This is a genomic window from Pseudomonas sp. RT4P38 (assembly GCF_054897765.1).
This window is the reverse complement of record NZ_CM142703.1, coordinates 2,424,394-2,439,916: the sequence shown is the minus strand read 5'-3', so window position 1 is coordinate 2,439,916 and position 15,523 is coordinate 2,424,394. Positions and strand designations below refer to the sequence as shown.

The window sequence follows — 15,523 nt, the reverse complement described above, 5'->3', positions numbered from 1 at the left end:
GCGATGCCCAGACTTGCGTTGAAGCAAAGCCTGTCACGAAAACCGGCGCATGATAGCCGAGTTCGCAACCTTGGACTTGGCCATAGAGTCCAGTTATTAGCCTTAAGCACCAAACAGGACTAGGTTTAAACCTCAGTTCGTTCCCTCAGTCCGTAGCCGTGCGGACCCAAAGGAGTTATTTCAATGCCGTCCCTCGATAGCCTGAAAACCCTTAAAACCTTACAAATCGACGACAAGACCTATCACTACTTCAGCTTGCCGGATGCCGCCAAAAGCCTGGGCGATCTCGACAAGCTGCCAATGTCGTTGAAAGTGCTGCTGGAAAACCTGCTGCGCTGGGAAGATGAAATAACCGTCACCGGCGCCGACCTTCGGGCGATTGCCGCCTGGCTCAAGGAACGTCGCTCCGACCGCGAAATTCAGTACCGTCCCGCGCGGGTATTGATGCAAGACTTTACCGGCGTGCCTGCCGTGGTCGACCTCGCCGCCATGCGCGCCGCGATGGCCAAGGCCGGCGGCGACCCGCAGCGTATCAATCCGCTCTCCCCCGTGGACTTGGTGATTGACCACTCGGTGATGGTCGACAAATTCGGCAGTTCAAGCGCCTTCGAACAGAACGTCGACATCGAAATGCAGCGCAACGGTGAACGTTATGCGTTCCTGCGCTGGGGCCAAAGCGCCTTCGACAACTTCAGCGTGGTGCCGCCGGGCACCGGGATCTGCCACCAGGTGAACCTGGAATACCTGGGGCGCACGGTCTGGACCAAGGACGAGGACGGCCGCACGTATGCCTTCCCGGACACCCTGGTCGGTACCGACTCCCACACCACCATGATCAATGGCCTCGGCGTACTCGGCTGGGGTGTCGGCGGGATCGAAGCGGAAGCGGCGATGCTGGGTCAACCGGTGTCGATGCTGATCCCGGAAGTGATCGGCTTCAAACTCACCGGCAAGCTCAAGGAAGGCATCACCGCCACTGACCTGGTGCTGACCGTCACCCAGATGCTGCGCAAGAAAGGCGTGGTCGGCAAGTTCGTCGAGTTCTACGGCGACGGCCTTGCCGACCTGCCGCTGGCCGACCGTGCAACCATCGCCAACATGGCCCCGGAATACGGCGCCACCTGCGGCTTCTTCCCGGTGGACGACATCACCCTGGGCTATCTGCGTTTATCCGGTCGCCCCAGCGAGACCGTGAAACTGGTCGAGGCCTACAGCAAAGCCCAAGGCCTGTGGCGCCTGCCGGGCCAGGAACCGGTGTTCACCGACAGTCTGGCGCTGGACATGGGTAGCGTCGAGGCCAGCCTTGCCGGGCCGAAACGCCCCCAGGACCGGGTATCGCTGCCGAATGTCGCGCAAGCGTTCAGTGACTTCATCGAACTGCAATTCAAACCCACCAGCAAGGAAGTCGGTCGTCTCGAAAGTGAAGGCGGCGGTGGCGTAGCGGTGGGCAATGCCGATCTGGCCGGTGAAGCAGACTACGAATATGACGGTGAGACCTACCGATTGAAAAACGGCGCGGTGGTGATCGCTGCGATCACCTCCTGCACCAACACCTCCAACCCGAGCGTGATGATGGCCGCCGGCCTGGTGGCGAAGAAGGCCGTGGAGAAAGGCCTCAAGCGCAAACCGTGGGTCAAGAGCTCGCTGGCCCCAGGCTCGAAAGTGGTCACCGACTACTACAAGGCTGCCGGCCTGACCCAGTACCTTGATGAACTGGGTTTTGCCTTGGTCGGCTACGGCTGCACCACGTGCATCGGCAACTCCGGGCCATTGGCGGAGCCGATTGAAAAAGCCATTCAGGCCGCCGACCTGACCGTCGCCTCGGTGCTGTCGGGCAACCGCAACTTCGAAGGTCGCGTGCATCCTCTGGTGAAAACTAACTGGTTGGCCTCCCCTCCGCTGGTCGTTGCTTACGCGCTGGCCGGCACGGTGCGCATCGACATCAGCAGCGAGCCTTTGGGTACCGACAAAGCGGGCAATCTGGTTTATCTGCGGGACATCTGGCCGAGCACCCAAGAGATCGCCGACGCGGTGAACCAGGTCAACACCGCGATGTTCCACAAGGAATACGCCGAAGTGTTTGCCGGCGACGAACAATGGCAGGCAATTGAAGTGCCGCAAGCGGCGACGTATGTCTGGCAGGACGATTCGACGTACATCCAGCATCCACCGTTCTTCGATGACATCGGCGGGCCGCCGCCGGTGGTCAAGGACGTCGCCGGTGCCAGAGTCCTCGCGCTGCTGGGTGACTCGGTGACCACCGACCACATTTCCCCGGCCGGTAACATCAAGGTTGACAGCCCGGCAGGCCACTACCTGCGCGAGAAAGGCGTGGAGCCACGGGACTTCAACTCCTACGGCTCCCGTCGCGGCAACCACGAAGTGATGATGCGCGGCACCTTCGCCAACATTCGCATTCGTAACGAAATGCTCGGCGGCGAAGAAGGCGGCAATACGATTTACATCCCCACCGGGGAGCGGATGCCGATCTACGACGCGGCGATGCGTTATCAAGCCTCGGGCACACCGTTGGTGGTGATTGCAGGGCAAGAATACGGCACCGGCTCGAGCCGCGACTGGGCGGCCAAGGGCACCAATCTGCTGGGAGTCAAAGCGGTCATTGCCGAAAGTTTCGAACGGATTCACCGTTCCAATCTGGTGGGCATGGGCGTGTTGCCGTTGCAGTTCAAGCTGGATCAAAACCGCAAGAGCCTGAACCTGACCGGCAAGGAGACGCTGGATATTCTGGGTTTGACAGGCATCGAGCTGACACCGCGGATGAACCTGACGCTGGTGATCACCCGTGAAAACGGCAGCCGCGAGAAAGTCGAGGTGTTGTGCCGGATCGATACCCTTAATGAGGTGGAGTACTTCAAGTCGGGGGGGATTTTGCATTACGTGTTGCGGCAGTTGATTGCGTCGTAACAGCCTGCTGACACAGACACCGCCTTCGGGCGGTGTTTTTGTTTGGGCCGATGCTCGCCGGCTGACGCAATGGCCGTTTTGCGACGCGCTGCTGATTACTGAAAAATAATCTCAATAAATGGCTGACGATGCCGACAACCCGTCAAAGCCTTGCGGATTGAAAAAGCCATGCGTAACAACCAGCCTATTACACAACGCGAACGGACCTTCCCGGCTCAGCAACGGTTGATTTCCACCACCGATGCCAAGGGCGTGATCACCTACTGCAACGACGCGTTCGTCGAAATCAGCGGTTACTCCCGTGAGGAGCTGATCCGTGCGCCGCATAACCTGGTCCGTCACCCTGACGTTCCGGCCGCGGTGTTCGCGCACATGTGGGGCACACTGAAACAAGGCTTGCCATGGATGGGCATCGTCAAGAATCGCTGCAAAACCGGTGATCACTACTGGGTTAACGCCTACGTCACACCGGTTTTCGAAGGCAATCAGGTGATCGGTTACGAATCGGTGCGGGTCAAACCCACTGCCGAGCAGATCCGCCGTGCCGAAGCGCTCTACCAACGCATCAACCAGGGCAAGTCGGCGATTCCTTCAACAGACAAATGGCTGCCGGTGCTGCAGGACTGGTTGCCGTTCATTCTGGTCAGCCAGCTGAGCTTCATGATCGGTGCGTCGCTCAACTCTCAATGGGGTTTTGCGTTGGCCGCCGGTCTCTCCGTGCCATTGGGCTTGCTGGGTTTGAGCTGGCAGCAGCGCGGCCTCAAGCGTCTGCTGCAACTGGCCGGGCAGACGACCTCCGACCCGCTGATCGCGCAGATGTACACCGACAGCCGTGGCGCTCAAGCACGTCTGGAGATGTCGATCCTCAGCCAGGAAGCGCGCCTGAAAACCTGCCTGACCCGTCTGCAGGACACCGCCGAGCACCTGAGCGACCAAGCGAAACAGTCCGACACCCTGGCGCACAACAGCTCAAACGGTCTAGAACGCCAACGCGTCGAAACCGAGCAAGTGGCCACCGCCGTCAACCAGATGGCGGCTACCACTCAAGAAGTCGCCAGCCACGTGCAGCGCACTGCCGACGCCACCCAGGAAGCCAATCGCCTGACCGGTCGCGGCCGCGACATCGCCGGGGAAACTCGCGAAGCCATCCAGCGTCTGTCGGTGGTGGTCGGTGAAACCGGTATGACCGTGACCCAACTGGCCAAGGACAGCGACGAAATCGGTGGAGTGGTCGATGTGATCAAAGGCATCGCCGACCAGACCAACCTGCTGGCCCTGAACGCCGCCATCGAAGCAGCCCGTGCCGGTGAGATGGGTCGTGGGTTTGCGGTGGTCGCCGACGAAGTCCGTCAACTGGCGCAACGCACCAGCGAATCCACCGGGCAGATCCACGCGTTGATCGCCAAGCTCCAGCAAACCGCCAGCACTGCAGTTCAAACCATGGAAGCCGGGCATCGCCAGGCAGAAGAAGGTGTGGCGCGGGTACTGGAAGCGGATCAGGCACTGGTGGGGATCAGTGAAGCGGTGGCCAACATTACCGACATGACTACACAGATTGCTGCTGCGACTGAAGAGCAAAGTGCTGTCGCCGAAGAGATCAGCCGCAACATCAGCAACATCTCGCACCTGGCGGATCAGACGTCGGAACAGGCGCAACACTCGGCGTTGTTGAGTGAAGAGCTGACGAAGACTGCAAATACTCAGTATTCGTTGGTGGAGCGGTTTAACCGCTGACTGTTGCTGGAAAGAAAACCCGGACAGTGAGAGCTTCCGGGTTTTTTATTGCCTTGAAAGTGATGGTGCCTGAAAGATCGCTATCGCGAGCAAGCTCGCTCCCACAGGGGATTTGTGGTGAATGAGGATCTCATTCACAGAGCAAATCAAAATGTGGGAGCGAGCTTGCTCGCGATGAGGCCATTGGCAACACCGCAAATATCACCGAAGGAACGAAGCCACTTTCTGCGCCGCAGCCGCCAGATGCTGCTCATGGGTAAACCCGGAAGCTTTCAACGGCTTCAAATCATGGTCCCCCGCTATCAGCCAGAACACCTCGATACTCGGCGCTAACGAGTAAGCCTCAACGGCCTCACGATTCCCCAACGCATCCCGCTCGCCCTGCACGATCAACGACGGCGTCTGAAGCGCGGCTAAATGCTCAACCCGAGGTTTCTCCGGTTTACCCACCGCATAAAACGGATACCCGAGGCACACCAACGCATCGGCCTCTAGTTCATCCGCCAAAAGACTGGCCATCCGTCCGCCCATGGACTTGCCGCCAATGGCCAGACGTCCAGCGACATGGCGTCGCACCACGGCATACACCTCACGCCAGCACTCGAGCAGTTTCGGGGCTGGGTTCGGTGGACGTTTACCCCCATCAATGCGTCGCTGCGCCATGTACGGAAACTCGAAGCGCAGCACATTGACCCCAGATGCAGCAAGGCGCGCAGCCATGTCGTTCATCCAGCCGCTGTCCATCGGTGCACCGGCACCGTGAGCCAAAATCAGCGTCGTCGATGACGGCGCCGAGGCGGCGTCCCGCAGCCAGCCATGTTCCGCCACACACCGCGCCCATTGATCCCCGTCAATACTGGCCTTGTGCTCTTTGTCCATGCTTGCCTCGCTTTTAGTCTGCCTATAACTCCAGGCGAAGGGAGCGTCTGCCTTGCGGCTTACTCGCAAAGGCGGGCCTTCACTTCGGCTGAACCGTGGATGGGGAACCATGAACACTTCTATCAGTACCGCCTACAACTACAAGGTGGTCCGCCAATTCGCCATTATGACGGTGGTGTGGGGCATCGTCGGCATGGGGCTCGGGGTTTTTCTCGCGGCTCAATTGGTCTGGCCTGAACTCAACTTTGATTTACCGTGGACCAGTTTCGGCCGCTTGCGCCCGCTGCACACCAACGCGGTGATCTTCGCTTTCGGCGGCTGCGCCCTGTTCGCCAGTTCGTTTTACTCGGTGCAACGCACCTGCCAAACGCAACTGTTCGCGCCGAAAATCGCCGCGTTCTGCTTCTGGGGTTGGCAAGTGGTGATCCTGCTGGCGGCCATCAGCTTGCCGCTGGGTTACACCAGCTCCAAGGAATACGCCGAGCTGGAATGGCCGATCGACATCTTGATCACCATCGTCTGGGTCGCCTACGCCGTGGTGTTCTTCGGCACGCTGGCGAAGCGCAAAACCAAGCACATCTACGTCGGCAACTGGTTCTTCGGTGCATTCATCATCACCGTGGCGATTCTGCACATCGTCAACAACATTGAACTGCCGGTGAGTTTCACCAAGTCCTACTCGGTGTACGCCGGTGCGACCGATGCCATGGTTCAGTGGTGGTACGGGCACAACGCCGTAGGCTTTTTCCTCACCGCCGGCTTCCTCGGGATGATGTACTACTTCGTGCCGAAACAGGCCGAGCGTCCGGTGTATTCCTACCGCTTGTCGATCGTGCACTTCTGGGCGCTGATCACTCTGTACATCTGGGCCGGCCCGCACCACTTGCACTACACCGCGCTGCCGGACTGGGCTCAGTCGCTGGGCATGGTGATGTCGCTGATCCTGCTCGCCCCAAGCTGGGGCGGGATGATCAACGGCATGATGACGCTCTCGGGCGCCTGGCATAAGTTGCGCAGCGACCCGATCCTGCGCTTCCTCGTGGTCTCGCTGGCGTTCTACGGCATGTCGACCTTCGAAGGGCCGATGATGGCCATCAAAACGGTCAACGCCCTCTCCCACTACACCGACTGGACCATCGGCCACGTTCACGCCGGTGCCCTCGGTTGGGTAGCGATGATCTCCATCGGCGCGCTGTACCACATGATCCCGAAAATCTTCGGCCGCACGCAGATGCACAGCATCGGCCTGATCAACGCGCACTTCTGGCTTGCCACCATCGGCACCGTGCTGTACATCGCGTCCATGTGGGTCAACGGCATCGCCCAGGGCCTCATGTGGCGCGCCGTCAACGAAGACGGCACGCTGACCTACTCCTTCGTCGAAACCCTGGTGGCCAGCCACCCAGGCTTCGTCGTGCGACTGGTGGGCGGTGCGATCTTCTTCAGCGGCATGTTGCTGATGGCCTACAACACCTGGCGCACCGTGCGGGCCTCGCAGCCTGCCGAAGTCGCCGCTGCCGCGCAGATCGCCTGAGGAGGCCGCCATGAAACACGAAACAATCGAGAAAAACGTCGGCCTGCTGATGTTGCTGATGGTGTTGGCCGTGAGCATCGGCGGTCTGACCCAGATCGTCCCGCTGTTCTTCCAGGACGTGACTAATAAGCCGGTGGAAGGCATGAAGCCCTACACCGCGCTGCAACTGGAAGGTCGCGACATTTACATCCGCGAAGGCTGCGTCGGTTGCCATTCGCAGATGATCCGCCCGTTTCGCGCCGAGACCGAACGCTACGGCCACTACTCGGTGGCCGGTGAAAGCGTCTGGGATCACCCGTTCCTGTGGGGCTCGAAACGTACCGGTCCGGACCTGGCCCGGGTCGGCGGTCGCTACTCCGAAGACTGGCACCGCGCGCATTTGTACAACCCGCGCAACGTGGTGCCGGAATCGAAAATGCCCGGCTATCCGTGGCTCGTGGACAACCAACTCGACAGCAGCCACACCGAAAGCAAGATCAAGGCGATGCGCACCCTCGGCGTGCCTTATACCGACGACGACATCGCCGGCTCAGTCGCCTCGCTCAAGGGCAAGACCGAAATGGACGCACTGGTCGCTTATCTGCAAGTGCTCGGCACATCCATCAAGAGCAAGAGGTGAGCCATGGCCATGCCCTTTGAAATAATCAGTGTAATGAGCAGTGGAATGATCCGCGGCCTGGGCACGGTCGTGGTGTTCGTGGCCTTTGTCGGCCTGACGCTGTGGGTATTCAACGGCAAGCGCAATCCGGAATTCGCCGAAGCGCGTTTGCTGCCGTTCGCCGATGAACCCCTATCCGACGACGCCACCCAAGAACCTGAAACAAGGAGTACCCGGCCATGACCACCTTCTGGAGTACGTGGATCTGCGTACTGACCATCGGCAGCCTGATCGGCCTGACCTGGCTGCTGATCAGCACCCGCAAGGGCGAAACCAAGGGCAGCGTCGACCAGACCATGGGCCACAGCTTCGACGGGATCGAGGAGTACGACAACCCGCTGCCGCAGTGGTGGTTCATGCTGTTCGCCGGCACGCTGGTGTTTGCCGTGGGCTATCTGGTGCTTTACCCAGGGCTGGGCAATTGGAAAGGCGTTCTGCCAGGTTACGAGGACGGTTGGACCGGCGTCCACGAGTGGGAAAAGGAAATGGCCAGGTCGGATGCGAAGTTCGGACCGATCTTCGCCAAATTCGCGGCGATGCCCGTGGAAGAAGTGGCCAAGGATCCGCAAGCGTTGAAAATGGGCGGTCGCCTGTTTGCGTCCAATTGCGCGGTCTGCCACGGCTCGGATGCCAAGGGTGCCTTCGGTTTTCCGAACCTGGCGGACACCAGCTGGCGCTGGGGCGGCAACGCCGACACCATCAAAACCACGATCATGGGTGGTCGCATGGCCGCGATGCCGGCTTGGGGTGAAATCCTTGGTGATGCCGGCGTGAAGAACGTCGCGGCGTATGTGCGCCATGACTTGGCCGGCCTGCCGTTGCCTGCCGACAACGGTGCCGACCTGCATGCCGGACAGCAAGCGTACAGCACGATGTGCGTAGCCTGTCATGGGGCGAACGGCCAGGGCACTGAAGCCATGGGTGCGCCGAATCTGATGCAACCGGCCGGTTTTATCTATGGAACAGGCCTGACGCAGCTTGAACAAACGATTCGTCATGGCCGCCAGGGCCACATGCCGGCGCAGAACGAACTGCTCGGCAACGACAAGGTGCAATTGCTGGCCGCTTACGTTTACAGCTTGTCTCAGGGTCTGAACACCGAGCGTTTGCAGGCTGAAGGCAAACACGAGTAAATCTCGACCGCTCTGCTGCCGCATTCTTCCGGATGCGGCAGTTCCCTGCCCCTTTGCGACCCATTGTCGCACCCTCCGTTAGTCCTCCTTTCGGTTCCCCGGATTCGGGTCTAAGCTTCCCCCGGTGCGGACTGGCATGAGCCGGTTCCAGGTCGACCCAACCCGATGTGTTTGACGAATCTGCTCGATGACAGGCCGCAAAGGCTGGTAGATACCGGCTGTCGTGCCCATTGCCATCTGTCACCCAATCGTTGGGTTTGAACACACCCCGTTACATCCGACCTGCACCCCTCACCATTTTCGTCTGCTGCGACATTTTGCCCTTGGGCAATTTTGTCCTTACGCGGCGCATGGAAAGGCCGCAGAATCAGCTTTTGAAAGCATTGACTCAGGTCATGGCGCGTTGCAATGACCCCCCGCTTTCTCCATACTTGCGGCCAATTTTTACTCCTAATAAAACACCCAAACCGTGGAACCTTAGAATGAGCACAGCAATCAGTCCGACTGCTTATAACTATAAGGTAGTCCGCCAGTTCGCCATCATGACGGTGGTCTGGGGGATCCTTGGCATGGGGCTCGGTGTCTTCATCGCCTCGCAACTGGTCTGGCCGGAGTTGAACTTCGGTCTGGAATGGACGAGCTTTGGACGCTTGCGCCCGTTGCACACCAACCTGGTGATTTTCGCCTTCGGTGGTTGTGCACTGTTTGCCACTTCTTATTACGTCGTGCAGCGAACCTGCCAAACGCGACTGATTTCCGACAGTCTCGCGGCCTTCACCTTTTGGGGTTGGCAAGCGGTGATCGTCGGTGCAGGCATTTCCTTGCCGCTGGGCTACACCACGTCCAAGGAATACGCTGAACTGGAATGGCCTATCGCCATTTTGCTGGCCATTGTCTGGATCACCTACGCCGTGGTGTTCTTCGGCACCATTACCAAGCGCAAAACCAAACATATCTATGTGGGTAACTGGTTCTACGGTGCCTTCATCGTTGTGACGGCGATGCTGCACATCGTCAACCACGCTTCCCTGCCGGTCAGCTTGTTCAAGTCCTACTCGGCCTACGCCGGTGCGACTGACGCGATGATCCAGTGGTGGTACGGCCACAACGCGGTCGGTTTCTTCCTGACCACAGGCTTCCTGGGGATGATGTACTACTTCGTTCCGAAGCAGGCCGAGCGTCCGATCTACTCCTATCGTCTGTCGATTGTGCACTTCTGGGCGCTGATCACCCTGTACATCTGGGCCGGTCCGCACCACCTGCACTACACCGCGCTGCCGGACTGGGCTCAGTCGCTGGGCATGGCGATGTCGATCATCCTGCTGGCGCCAAGCTGGGGCGGCATGATCAACGGCATGATGACCCTGTCGGGCGCCTGGCATAAGCTGCGCACCGACCCGATCCTGCGCTTCCTCGTTGTATCGCTGGCCTTCTACGGCATGTCGACCTTCGAAGGCCCGATGATGGCCATCAAGACCGTCAACTCGCTGTCTCACTACACTGACTGGACCATCGGCCACGTACACGCCGGCGCCTTGGGCTGGGTAGCGATGATCTCGATCGGCGCCATCTACCACATGATCCCGAAACTGTTCGGTCGTGTGCAGATGCACAGCATCGGCCTGATCAACACGCACTTCTGGCTCGCGACCATCGGTACCGTTCTGTACATCGCTTCGATGTGGGTCAACGGCATTACCCAGGGTCTGATGTGGCGTGCAATCAACGACGACGGCACCCTCACCTACTCGTTCGTCGAAGCGCTGCAAGCCAGCCATCCTGGTTTCATCGTTCGCGCCCTGGGCGGTGCGTTCTTCGCCAGCGGCATGCTGTTCATGGCCTACAACGTATGGCGTACCGTACGTGCCTCGAACCCGGCTGAAGCCAAAGCTGCTGAACAGATTGCTGTAGTTGGAGCTCACTGATGAAGCATGAAGCAGTCGAGAAGAACATTGGCCTGCTGGCCTTCTTCATGGTTATCGCCGTCAGCATCGGCGGCCTGACCCAGATCGTTCCGCTGTTTTTCCAGGACGTCACCAACAAGCCGGTCGAAGGCATGAAGCCTCGCACCGCCCTTGAACTGGAAGGCCGCGACATCTACATCGCCAACGGTTGTGTCGGCTGCCACTCGCAGATGATCCGCCCGTTCCGTGCTGAAACCGAACGTTACGGCCACTACTCGGTTGCCGGTGAAAGCGTCTGGGACCACCCGTTCCTGTGGGGTTCCAAGCGTACCGGGCCGGACCTGGCCCGTGTCGGCGGTCGTTACTCCGATGACTGGCAGCGTGCGCATTTGTACAACCCGCGCAACGTGGTGCCTGAGTCGAAAATGCCGGCCTACCCGTTCCTCGTGGAAAACAAGCTCGACGGCAAAGACACCGCCAAGAAAATGGAAGTCTTGCGCACGCTCGGCGTCCCTTACACCGACGAAGACATCGCCGGTGCCCAGGATGCTGTGAAGGGCAAAACCGAAATGGACGCGCTGGTGGCCTATCTGCAAGGCCTGGGCACCATCATCAAAAGCAAACGGTGATTTAGATGGATATCGGGATGATTCGTGGCCTGGGCACCGTTGTTGTGATGGTGGCCTTCATCGGTCTGGCGTTGTGGGTATTCAGCCCCAAGCGCAAGTCGGAGTTTGAAGACGCGACCTTGCTGCCTTTCGCGGATGATCCCGAAGCCATCAAGCACGTCGAGCAAGCTTCTAGGAGTAACAAAGAATGACTACGTTCTGGAGTCTGTACGTCACAGTCCTCAGTCTCGGCACGATCTTCGCCCTGACCTGGCTGCTGCTGTCCACCCGCAAGGGCCAGCGCAGCGAAGCCACCGAAGAGACGGTTGGCCACTCGTTCGACGGGATCGAGGAGTACGACAACCCACTGCCGAAATGGTGGTTCATGCTGTTCGTGGGCACCATCATCTTCGCCCTGGGCTACCTGGTTCTGTACCCGGGCCTGGGTAACTGGAAAGGCCTGCTGCCGGGTTACAACTACCTCGATAACGACAAGCAGACCGCGTTCGCCAACGGCCAGAGCGGCTGGACCGGGGTTCACGAGTGGGAAAAGGAAATGGCCAAGTCGGACGCCAAGTTCGGCCCGATCTTCGCCAAGTTCGCTTCCATGCCGATTGAAGAAGTCGCCAAGGACCCGCAAGCCCTGAAGATGGGTGGCCGCCTGTTCGCCTCCAACTGCTCGGTCTGCCACGGTTCCGATGCCAAGGGCGCTTATGGCTTCCCTAACCTGACCGACGCCGACTGGCGCTGGGGCGGCGAGGCAGAAACCATCAAGACCACCATCATGGGTGGCCGTCACGCGGTCATGCCGGCGTGGGCCGAAGTGATCGGCGAGCAAGGCGTCAGCGATGTTGCCGCATTCGTACTGACCAACCTTGATGGCCGCAAGCTGCCGGAAGGCACCAAGGCTGATCCGGTTGCCGGGCAGAAACTGTTCGCTGCCAACTGCGTGGCGTGCCACGGTCCGGCAGGCAAAGGTACTCCAGCAATGGGCGCACCTGACCTGACTCACCCGGGCGCGTTCATCTACGGTTCGAGCTTCGCTCAACTGCAGCAGACCATCCGTTACGGCCGTCAGGGCCAGATGCCTGCGCAAGAACAGCTGCAAGGCAACGACAAGGTTCACCTGCTGGCCGCTTACGTCTACAGCCTGTCTCACGGTGAGAAAGCGCCGGTGGCGGATGCCCAGTAAGGCAAACGCTTGAGGCAATACCAAAAGCCCCGCCAGGGAACTGGCGGGGCTTTTTTTTATTGGATGCCTGACCAGACCGATTTGACCGGTACCGTCTCTATCGTGTTGCGACTCGACCAGTCATTGTTCTCGACCCTATTGATGTGCAAGACCTTGCGATCCTCGGAAAAGCTGGCGATCAGGTAGGTCTGCTGCGACGCGCCACCGCTGAGAAAGACCGGAACCTTGCCGTAGTACCACGAACTCCTGAAGCTGCCCGCATCGCTATGGTAATGACCGGCAAACACAGCCGTGACGCCATACTGATTAATGATCCGGTTGAAACGCTCGACCTGCTGCGGGTTGCCCCAGCGATCGGGCTCATGCATGTTGACGATGATGATGTAGCCCTGTGCTCGCGCGAGCCGCAAATCAGTCTCCAGCCAGTCCAGCGCCTGAGTGATGCGGAACGAGGTCGGATTAAGAAAGTGCGAGATTTCCACCTCATACGTCGGTTCATTGTTGAGTTGCACCATATGAACATCGCCGACCGTGGTTGAATACGCCAGGCTGCCGTTATATTTATTATTAACCAGACCGCCACCACTCACGCGCAAATCAAAGTTATCTACTTTGCCCCAGTGATGTTCCTTGTAATCGACAATGCTCCCAGCCGCACAACTTTCAGAAAAACAATCACCCACGTTATTTTTATAATCGTGATTACCCAAGCCATACAAGAAATCTTTTCCGAAGTACTTATTCAGTGCCGTCCGAATATACGAACGCTCGGAAATATGCCCGAAGGCAGTCATATCACCATTGATCATCAAGGGCACAGGCCCCTGACCGGCGTACCGTCCGCGGAAATCCGCGATATTGGCAAACTGGCTTTCGATCAGCCCTTGGGAACGCTTGTCACGGTCCGATGCCGATTGCTCTTCACCACTGTCGGACTTCTCCGTCCAGGGGTATTGCGGGTCAGAGGCAAAGACCATATGACGAGGTGCGTTTTCAATCGAATGCGCAGCAGGCGCCATCGACAACACCCATAGACACGCAAGAAAACTTGCGCGCTTCTTGATATTCATAGAATTCCGTTTCCGTTAATAACTGATAGATGCACCACAACTTTGCAGCACACTCACCACAACTTATTCGAAGAACACAAAAACCACAAACATCACACCCAAGCCAATTAAATTAATATATTTCCGCCCCAATACTTGAGACTAACAACTAGCGATTATTGTTTGTAATGTTTCTGTGGAGCAGGACATGCCGACATGGATGGTGGTCACGGGCAACGTGTCGGATTCCAGGCGAGTGGCGTTGCGCTGCTCAACCCTTTGAACGATTGATTCCCAAGTCGGAAAAACCGTCCATAATTCACAAGTCAATTGATTCAAGTCATTACACCGTCAGTTGATTTCCACCAACGTGACCAAAGGTCGCACCCTTGAGCCAGAGCGACAGGCGTATCATTGCGCCACTGCAACACCTCTTTTTGACCGTGGTCGGCATGTACTGACCGAGGCATTTTTCCACTGCCGTGGGATGCAATGATGAGCAACCAGATTCCGGTACACGACGTCACACCTGCCAAGAACAACAGTGTCGACCTCTACGCCTCTCGAGAAAAAATCTACACCCGCGCCTTCACCGGGCTGTTCCGCAACCTGCGGATGATGGGCGGTGCCGGGCTGTTTTTGCTGTATTTCGGTACGGTCTGGCTGAGCTGGGGTGGCCATCAGGCCGTCTGGTGGAACCTGCCGGAGCGCAAATTCTTCATCTTTGGCGCAACCTTCTGGCCTCAGGACTTCATCCTGCTCTCGGGGATCTTGATCGTCAGCGCCTTCGGCCTGTTCTTCATTACCGTGTACGCCGGCCGAGTCTGGTGCGGCTATACCTGCCCCCAGAGTGTCTGGACCTGGATTTTCATGTGGTGCGAGAAGGTCACCGAAGGCGACCGCAACCAGCGCATCAAGCTCGACAAAGCGCCCATGAGCGCCAACAAATTCCTGCGCAAACTCAGCAAACACTCGATGTGGTTGTTGATCGGCTTTGTGACCGGCATGACCTTTGTGGGTTACTTCTCGCCCATTCGCGAGCTGACCATCGACTTCTTCACCGGTGAAGCCGACGGCTGGTCGTATTTCTGGGTCGGCTTCTTCACCCTCGCCACCTACGGCAATGCCGGCTGGTTGCGCGAGCAGGTGTGCATTTACATGTGCCCGTACGCGCGCTTCCAGAGCGTGATGTTCGACAAAGACACCCTGATCGTTTCCTACGACCCGCGTCGTGGTGAAAGCCGCGGCCCGCGCAAGAAAGGCGTCGACTACAAGGCCATGGGGCTGGGCGACTGCATCGACTGCACCATGTGCGTCCAGGTCTGCCCGACCGGCATTGACATCCGCGACGGCCTGCAAGTCGAATGCATCGGTTGTGCGGCCTGCATCGATGCCTGCGACAGCATCATGGACAAGATGGATTACCCGCGCGGCCTGATCAGTTACACCACCGAGCACAACCTGTCCGGGCAAAAAACCAATAAACTGCGCCCGCGCCTGATCGGCTATGCCACGGTGCTGCTGGCGATGACCGCTTTGCTGATGACCGCGTTCTTCATGCGTTCGCTGGTCGGTTTCGACGTCAGCAAGGACCGCGTGCTGTACCGCGAGAACGCCGAAGGCCGGATCGAAAACGTCTACAGCCTGAAGATCATGAACAAGGATCAGCGCGACCACACCTACGTGCTCGAAGCCACTGGCCTCCCGGACCTCAAGCTGCAAGGCAAGCGCGAGATCAAGGTCGCCGCCGGAGAGATTTTCAGCCAACCGGTCGAACTGTCCATCGCCCCGGAAAAACTGCCATCGAGCACCAACGAGGTGAAATTTATCCTCAAGGATGCCGATGACGACAACGTCCACATTGAAGCCAAGAGCCGGTTCATCGGCCCACAAGTTCGTTGAGAGAA

At 58.7% G+C, this 15,523-nt stretch carries 13 protein-coding genes; 11 read left to right on the top strand and 2 right to left on the bottom strand.

The genetic code is table 11. The features are described 5' to 3' along the window. The first annotated feature begins 183 nt into the window (after positions 1-183). Positions 184-2,925 carry an aconitate hydratase AcnA gene (gene acnA / locus ACYZT7_RS11350; RefSeq protein ID WP_462041082.1) on the top strand — a complete coding sequence of 914 codons (2,742 nt, stop codon included), beginning with the start codon at positions 184-186 and terminating at the stop codon, positions 2,923-2,925. Between the two features lie 168 nt (positions 2,926-3,093). After that, positions 3,094-4,659, top strand: a complete 1,566-nt coding sequence (locus ACYZT7_RS11345) for a methyl-accepting chemotaxis protein (RefSeq protein WP_462041081.1) — start codon at positions 3,094-3,096, stop codon at positions 4,657-4,659. A gap of 201 nt (positions 4,660-4,860) precedes the next feature. Here the strand turns inward: ACYZT7_RS11345 and ACYZT7_RS11340 are convergent, their stop codons facing one another. Continuing rightward, positions 4,861-5,538, bottom strand: a complete 678-nt coding sequence (locus tag ACYZT7_RS11340) for an alpha/beta family hydrolase (RefSeq protein WP_462041080.1) — start codon at positions 5,536-5,538, stop codon at positions 4,861-4,863. A 109-nt stretch (positions 5,539-5,647) separates the two neighbouring features. Between ACYZT7_RS11340 and ccoN (ACYZT7_RS11335) the strand changes: the two genes are divergently transcribed. From ccoN (ACYZT7_RS11335) to ccoP (ACYZT7_RS11300), 8 genes are all read left to right on the top strand, one after another. Further along, entirely contained in the window at positions 5,648-7,072 is a 1,425-nt protein-coding gene (gene ccoN / locus ACYZT7_RS11335) for a cytochrome-c oxidase, cbb3-type subunit I (protein WP_462041079.1), read from the top strand. A gap of 10 nt (positions 7,073-7,082) precedes the next feature. After that, a complete protein-coding gene (gene ccoO / locus ACYZT7_RS11330; protein WP_283183761.1) occupies positions 7,083-7,691 on the top strand; it encodes a cytochrome-c oxidase, cbb3-type subunit II in 609 nt (202 codons plus the stop codon). 9 nt (positions 7,692-7,700) lie between these two features. Further along, complete coding sequence (locus ACYZT7_RS11325; protein WP_462041774.1) at positions 7,701-7,913, top strand: cbb3-type cytochrome oxidase subunit 3; 213 nt, start codon at positions 7,701-7,703, stop codon at positions 7,911-7,913. Next, the gene (ccoP, locus tag ACYZT7_RS11320) at positions 7,910-8,863 is read left to right on the top strand and encodes a cytochrome-c oxidase, cbb3-type subunit III (RefSeq protein WP_462041078.1); all 954 of its coding nucleotides are present in this window, start codon (positions 7,910-7,912) and stop codon (positions 8,861-8,863) included. Before ACYZT7_RS11325 ends, ccoP (ACYZT7_RS11320) begins: the two co-directional genes overlap by 4 nt. Positions 8,864-9,345: 482 nt before the next feature. Beyond that, the gene (gene ccoN / locus ACYZT7_RS11315) at positions 9,346-10,788 is read left to right on the top strand and encodes a cytochrome-c oxidase, cbb3-type subunit I (RefSeq protein ID WP_283183759.1); all 1,443 of its coding nucleotides are present in this window, start codon (positions 9,346-9,348) and stop codon (positions 10,786-10,788) included. Then, entirely contained in the window at positions 10,788-11,396 is a 609-nt protein-coding gene (gene ccoO, locus ACYZT7_RS11310; RefSeq protein ID WP_017337535.1) for a cytochrome-c oxidase, cbb3-type subunit II, read from the top strand. The genes ccoN (ACYZT7_RS11315) and ccoO (ACYZT7_RS11310) overlap by 1 nt, the downstream gene beginning before the upstream one ends. 5 nt (positions 11,397-11,401) lie before the next feature. Beyond that, on the top strand, positions 11,402-11,587 hold the full coding sequence (locus tag ACYZT7_RS11305) for a CcoQ/FixQ family Cbb3-type cytochrome c oxidase assembly chaperone (RefSeq protein WP_003175465.1): 186 nt from the start codon (positions 11,402-11,404) through the stop codon (positions 11,585-11,587). Next, on the top strand, positions 11,584-12,567 hold the full coding sequence (gene ccoP / locus ACYZT7_RS11300; RefSeq protein WP_283183758.1) for a cytochrome-c oxidase, cbb3-type subunit III: 984 nt from the start codon (positions 11,584-11,586) through the stop codon (positions 12,565-12,567). The genes ACYZT7_RS11305 and ccoP (ACYZT7_RS11300) overlap by 4 nt, the downstream gene beginning before the upstream one ends. Before the next feature lie 56 nt (positions 12,568-12,623). Here the strand turns inward: ccoP (ACYZT7_RS11300) and ACYZT7_RS11295 are convergent, their stop codons facing one another. Next, entirely contained in the window at positions 12,624-13,637 is a 1,014-nt protein-coding gene (locus ACYZT7_RS11295) for a metallophosphoesterase family protein (protein ID WP_462041077.1), read from the bottom strand. A gap of 474 nt (positions 13,638-14,111) precedes the next feature. Between ACYZT7_RS11295 and ccoG the strand changes: the two genes are divergently transcribed. Further along, a complete protein-coding gene (gene ccoG / locus ACYZT7_RS11290; RefSeq protein WP_462041076.1) occupies positions 14,112-15,518 on the top strand; it encodes a cytochrome c oxidase accessory protein CcoG in 1,407 nt (468 codons plus the stop codon). Positions 15,519-15,523 lie beyond the last annotated feature (5 nt).

Excerpts from the sequence above, each read along its gene's own strand:
- acnA (WP_462041082.1), top strand. The coding sequence starts at position 184 with ATGCCGTCCCTCGATAGCCTGAAAACCCTTAAAACCTTACAAATCGAC.
- ACYZT7_RS11345 (WP_462041081.1), top strand. The coding sequence starts at position 3,094 with ATGCGTAACAACCAGCCTATTACACAACGCGAACGGACCTTCCCGGCT.
- ACYZT7_RS11340 (WP_462041080.1), bottom strand. The coding sequence starts at position 5,538 with ATGGACAAAGAGCACAAGGCCAGTATTGACGGGGATCAATGGGCGCGG.
- ccoN (WP_462041079.1), top strand. The coding sequence starts at position 5,648 with ATGAACACTTCTATCAGTACCGCCTACAACTACAAGGTGGTCCGCCAA.
- ccoO (WP_283183761.1), top strand. The coding sequence starts at position 7,083 with ATGAAACACGAAACAATCGAGAAAAACGTCGGCCTGCTGATGTTGCTG.
- ACYZT7_RS11325 (WP_462041774.1), top strand. The coding sequence starts at position 7,701 with ATGCCCTTTGAAATAATCAGTGTAATGAGCAGTGGAATGATCCGCGGC.
- ccoP (WP_462041078.1), top strand. The coding sequence starts at position 7,910 with ATGACCACCTTCTGGAGTACGTGGATCTGCGTACTGACCATCGGCAGC.
- ccoN (WP_283183759.1), top strand. The coding sequence starts at position 9,346 with ATGAGCACAGCAATCAGTCCGACTGCTTATAACTATAAGGTAGTCCGC.
- ccoO (WP_017337535.1), top strand. The coding sequence starts at position 10,788 with ATGAAGCATGAAGCAGTCGAGAAGAACATTGGCCTGCTGGCCTTCTTC.
- ACYZT7_RS11305 (WP_003175465.1), top strand. The coding sequence starts at position 11,402 with ATGGATATCGGGATGATTCGTGGCCTGGGCACCGTTGTTGTGATGGTG.
- ccoP (WP_283183758.1), top strand. The coding sequence starts at position 11,584 with ATGACTACGTTCTGGAGTCTGTACGTCACAGTCCTCAGTCTCGGCACG.
- ACYZT7_RS11295 (WP_462041077.1), bottom strand. The coding sequence starts at position 13,637 with ATGAATATCAAGAAGCGCGCAAGTTTTCTTGCGTGTCTATGGGTGTTG.
- ccoG (WP_462041076.1), top strand. The coding sequence starts at position 14,112 with ATGAGCAACCAGATTCCGGTACACGACGTCACACCTGCCAAGAACAAC.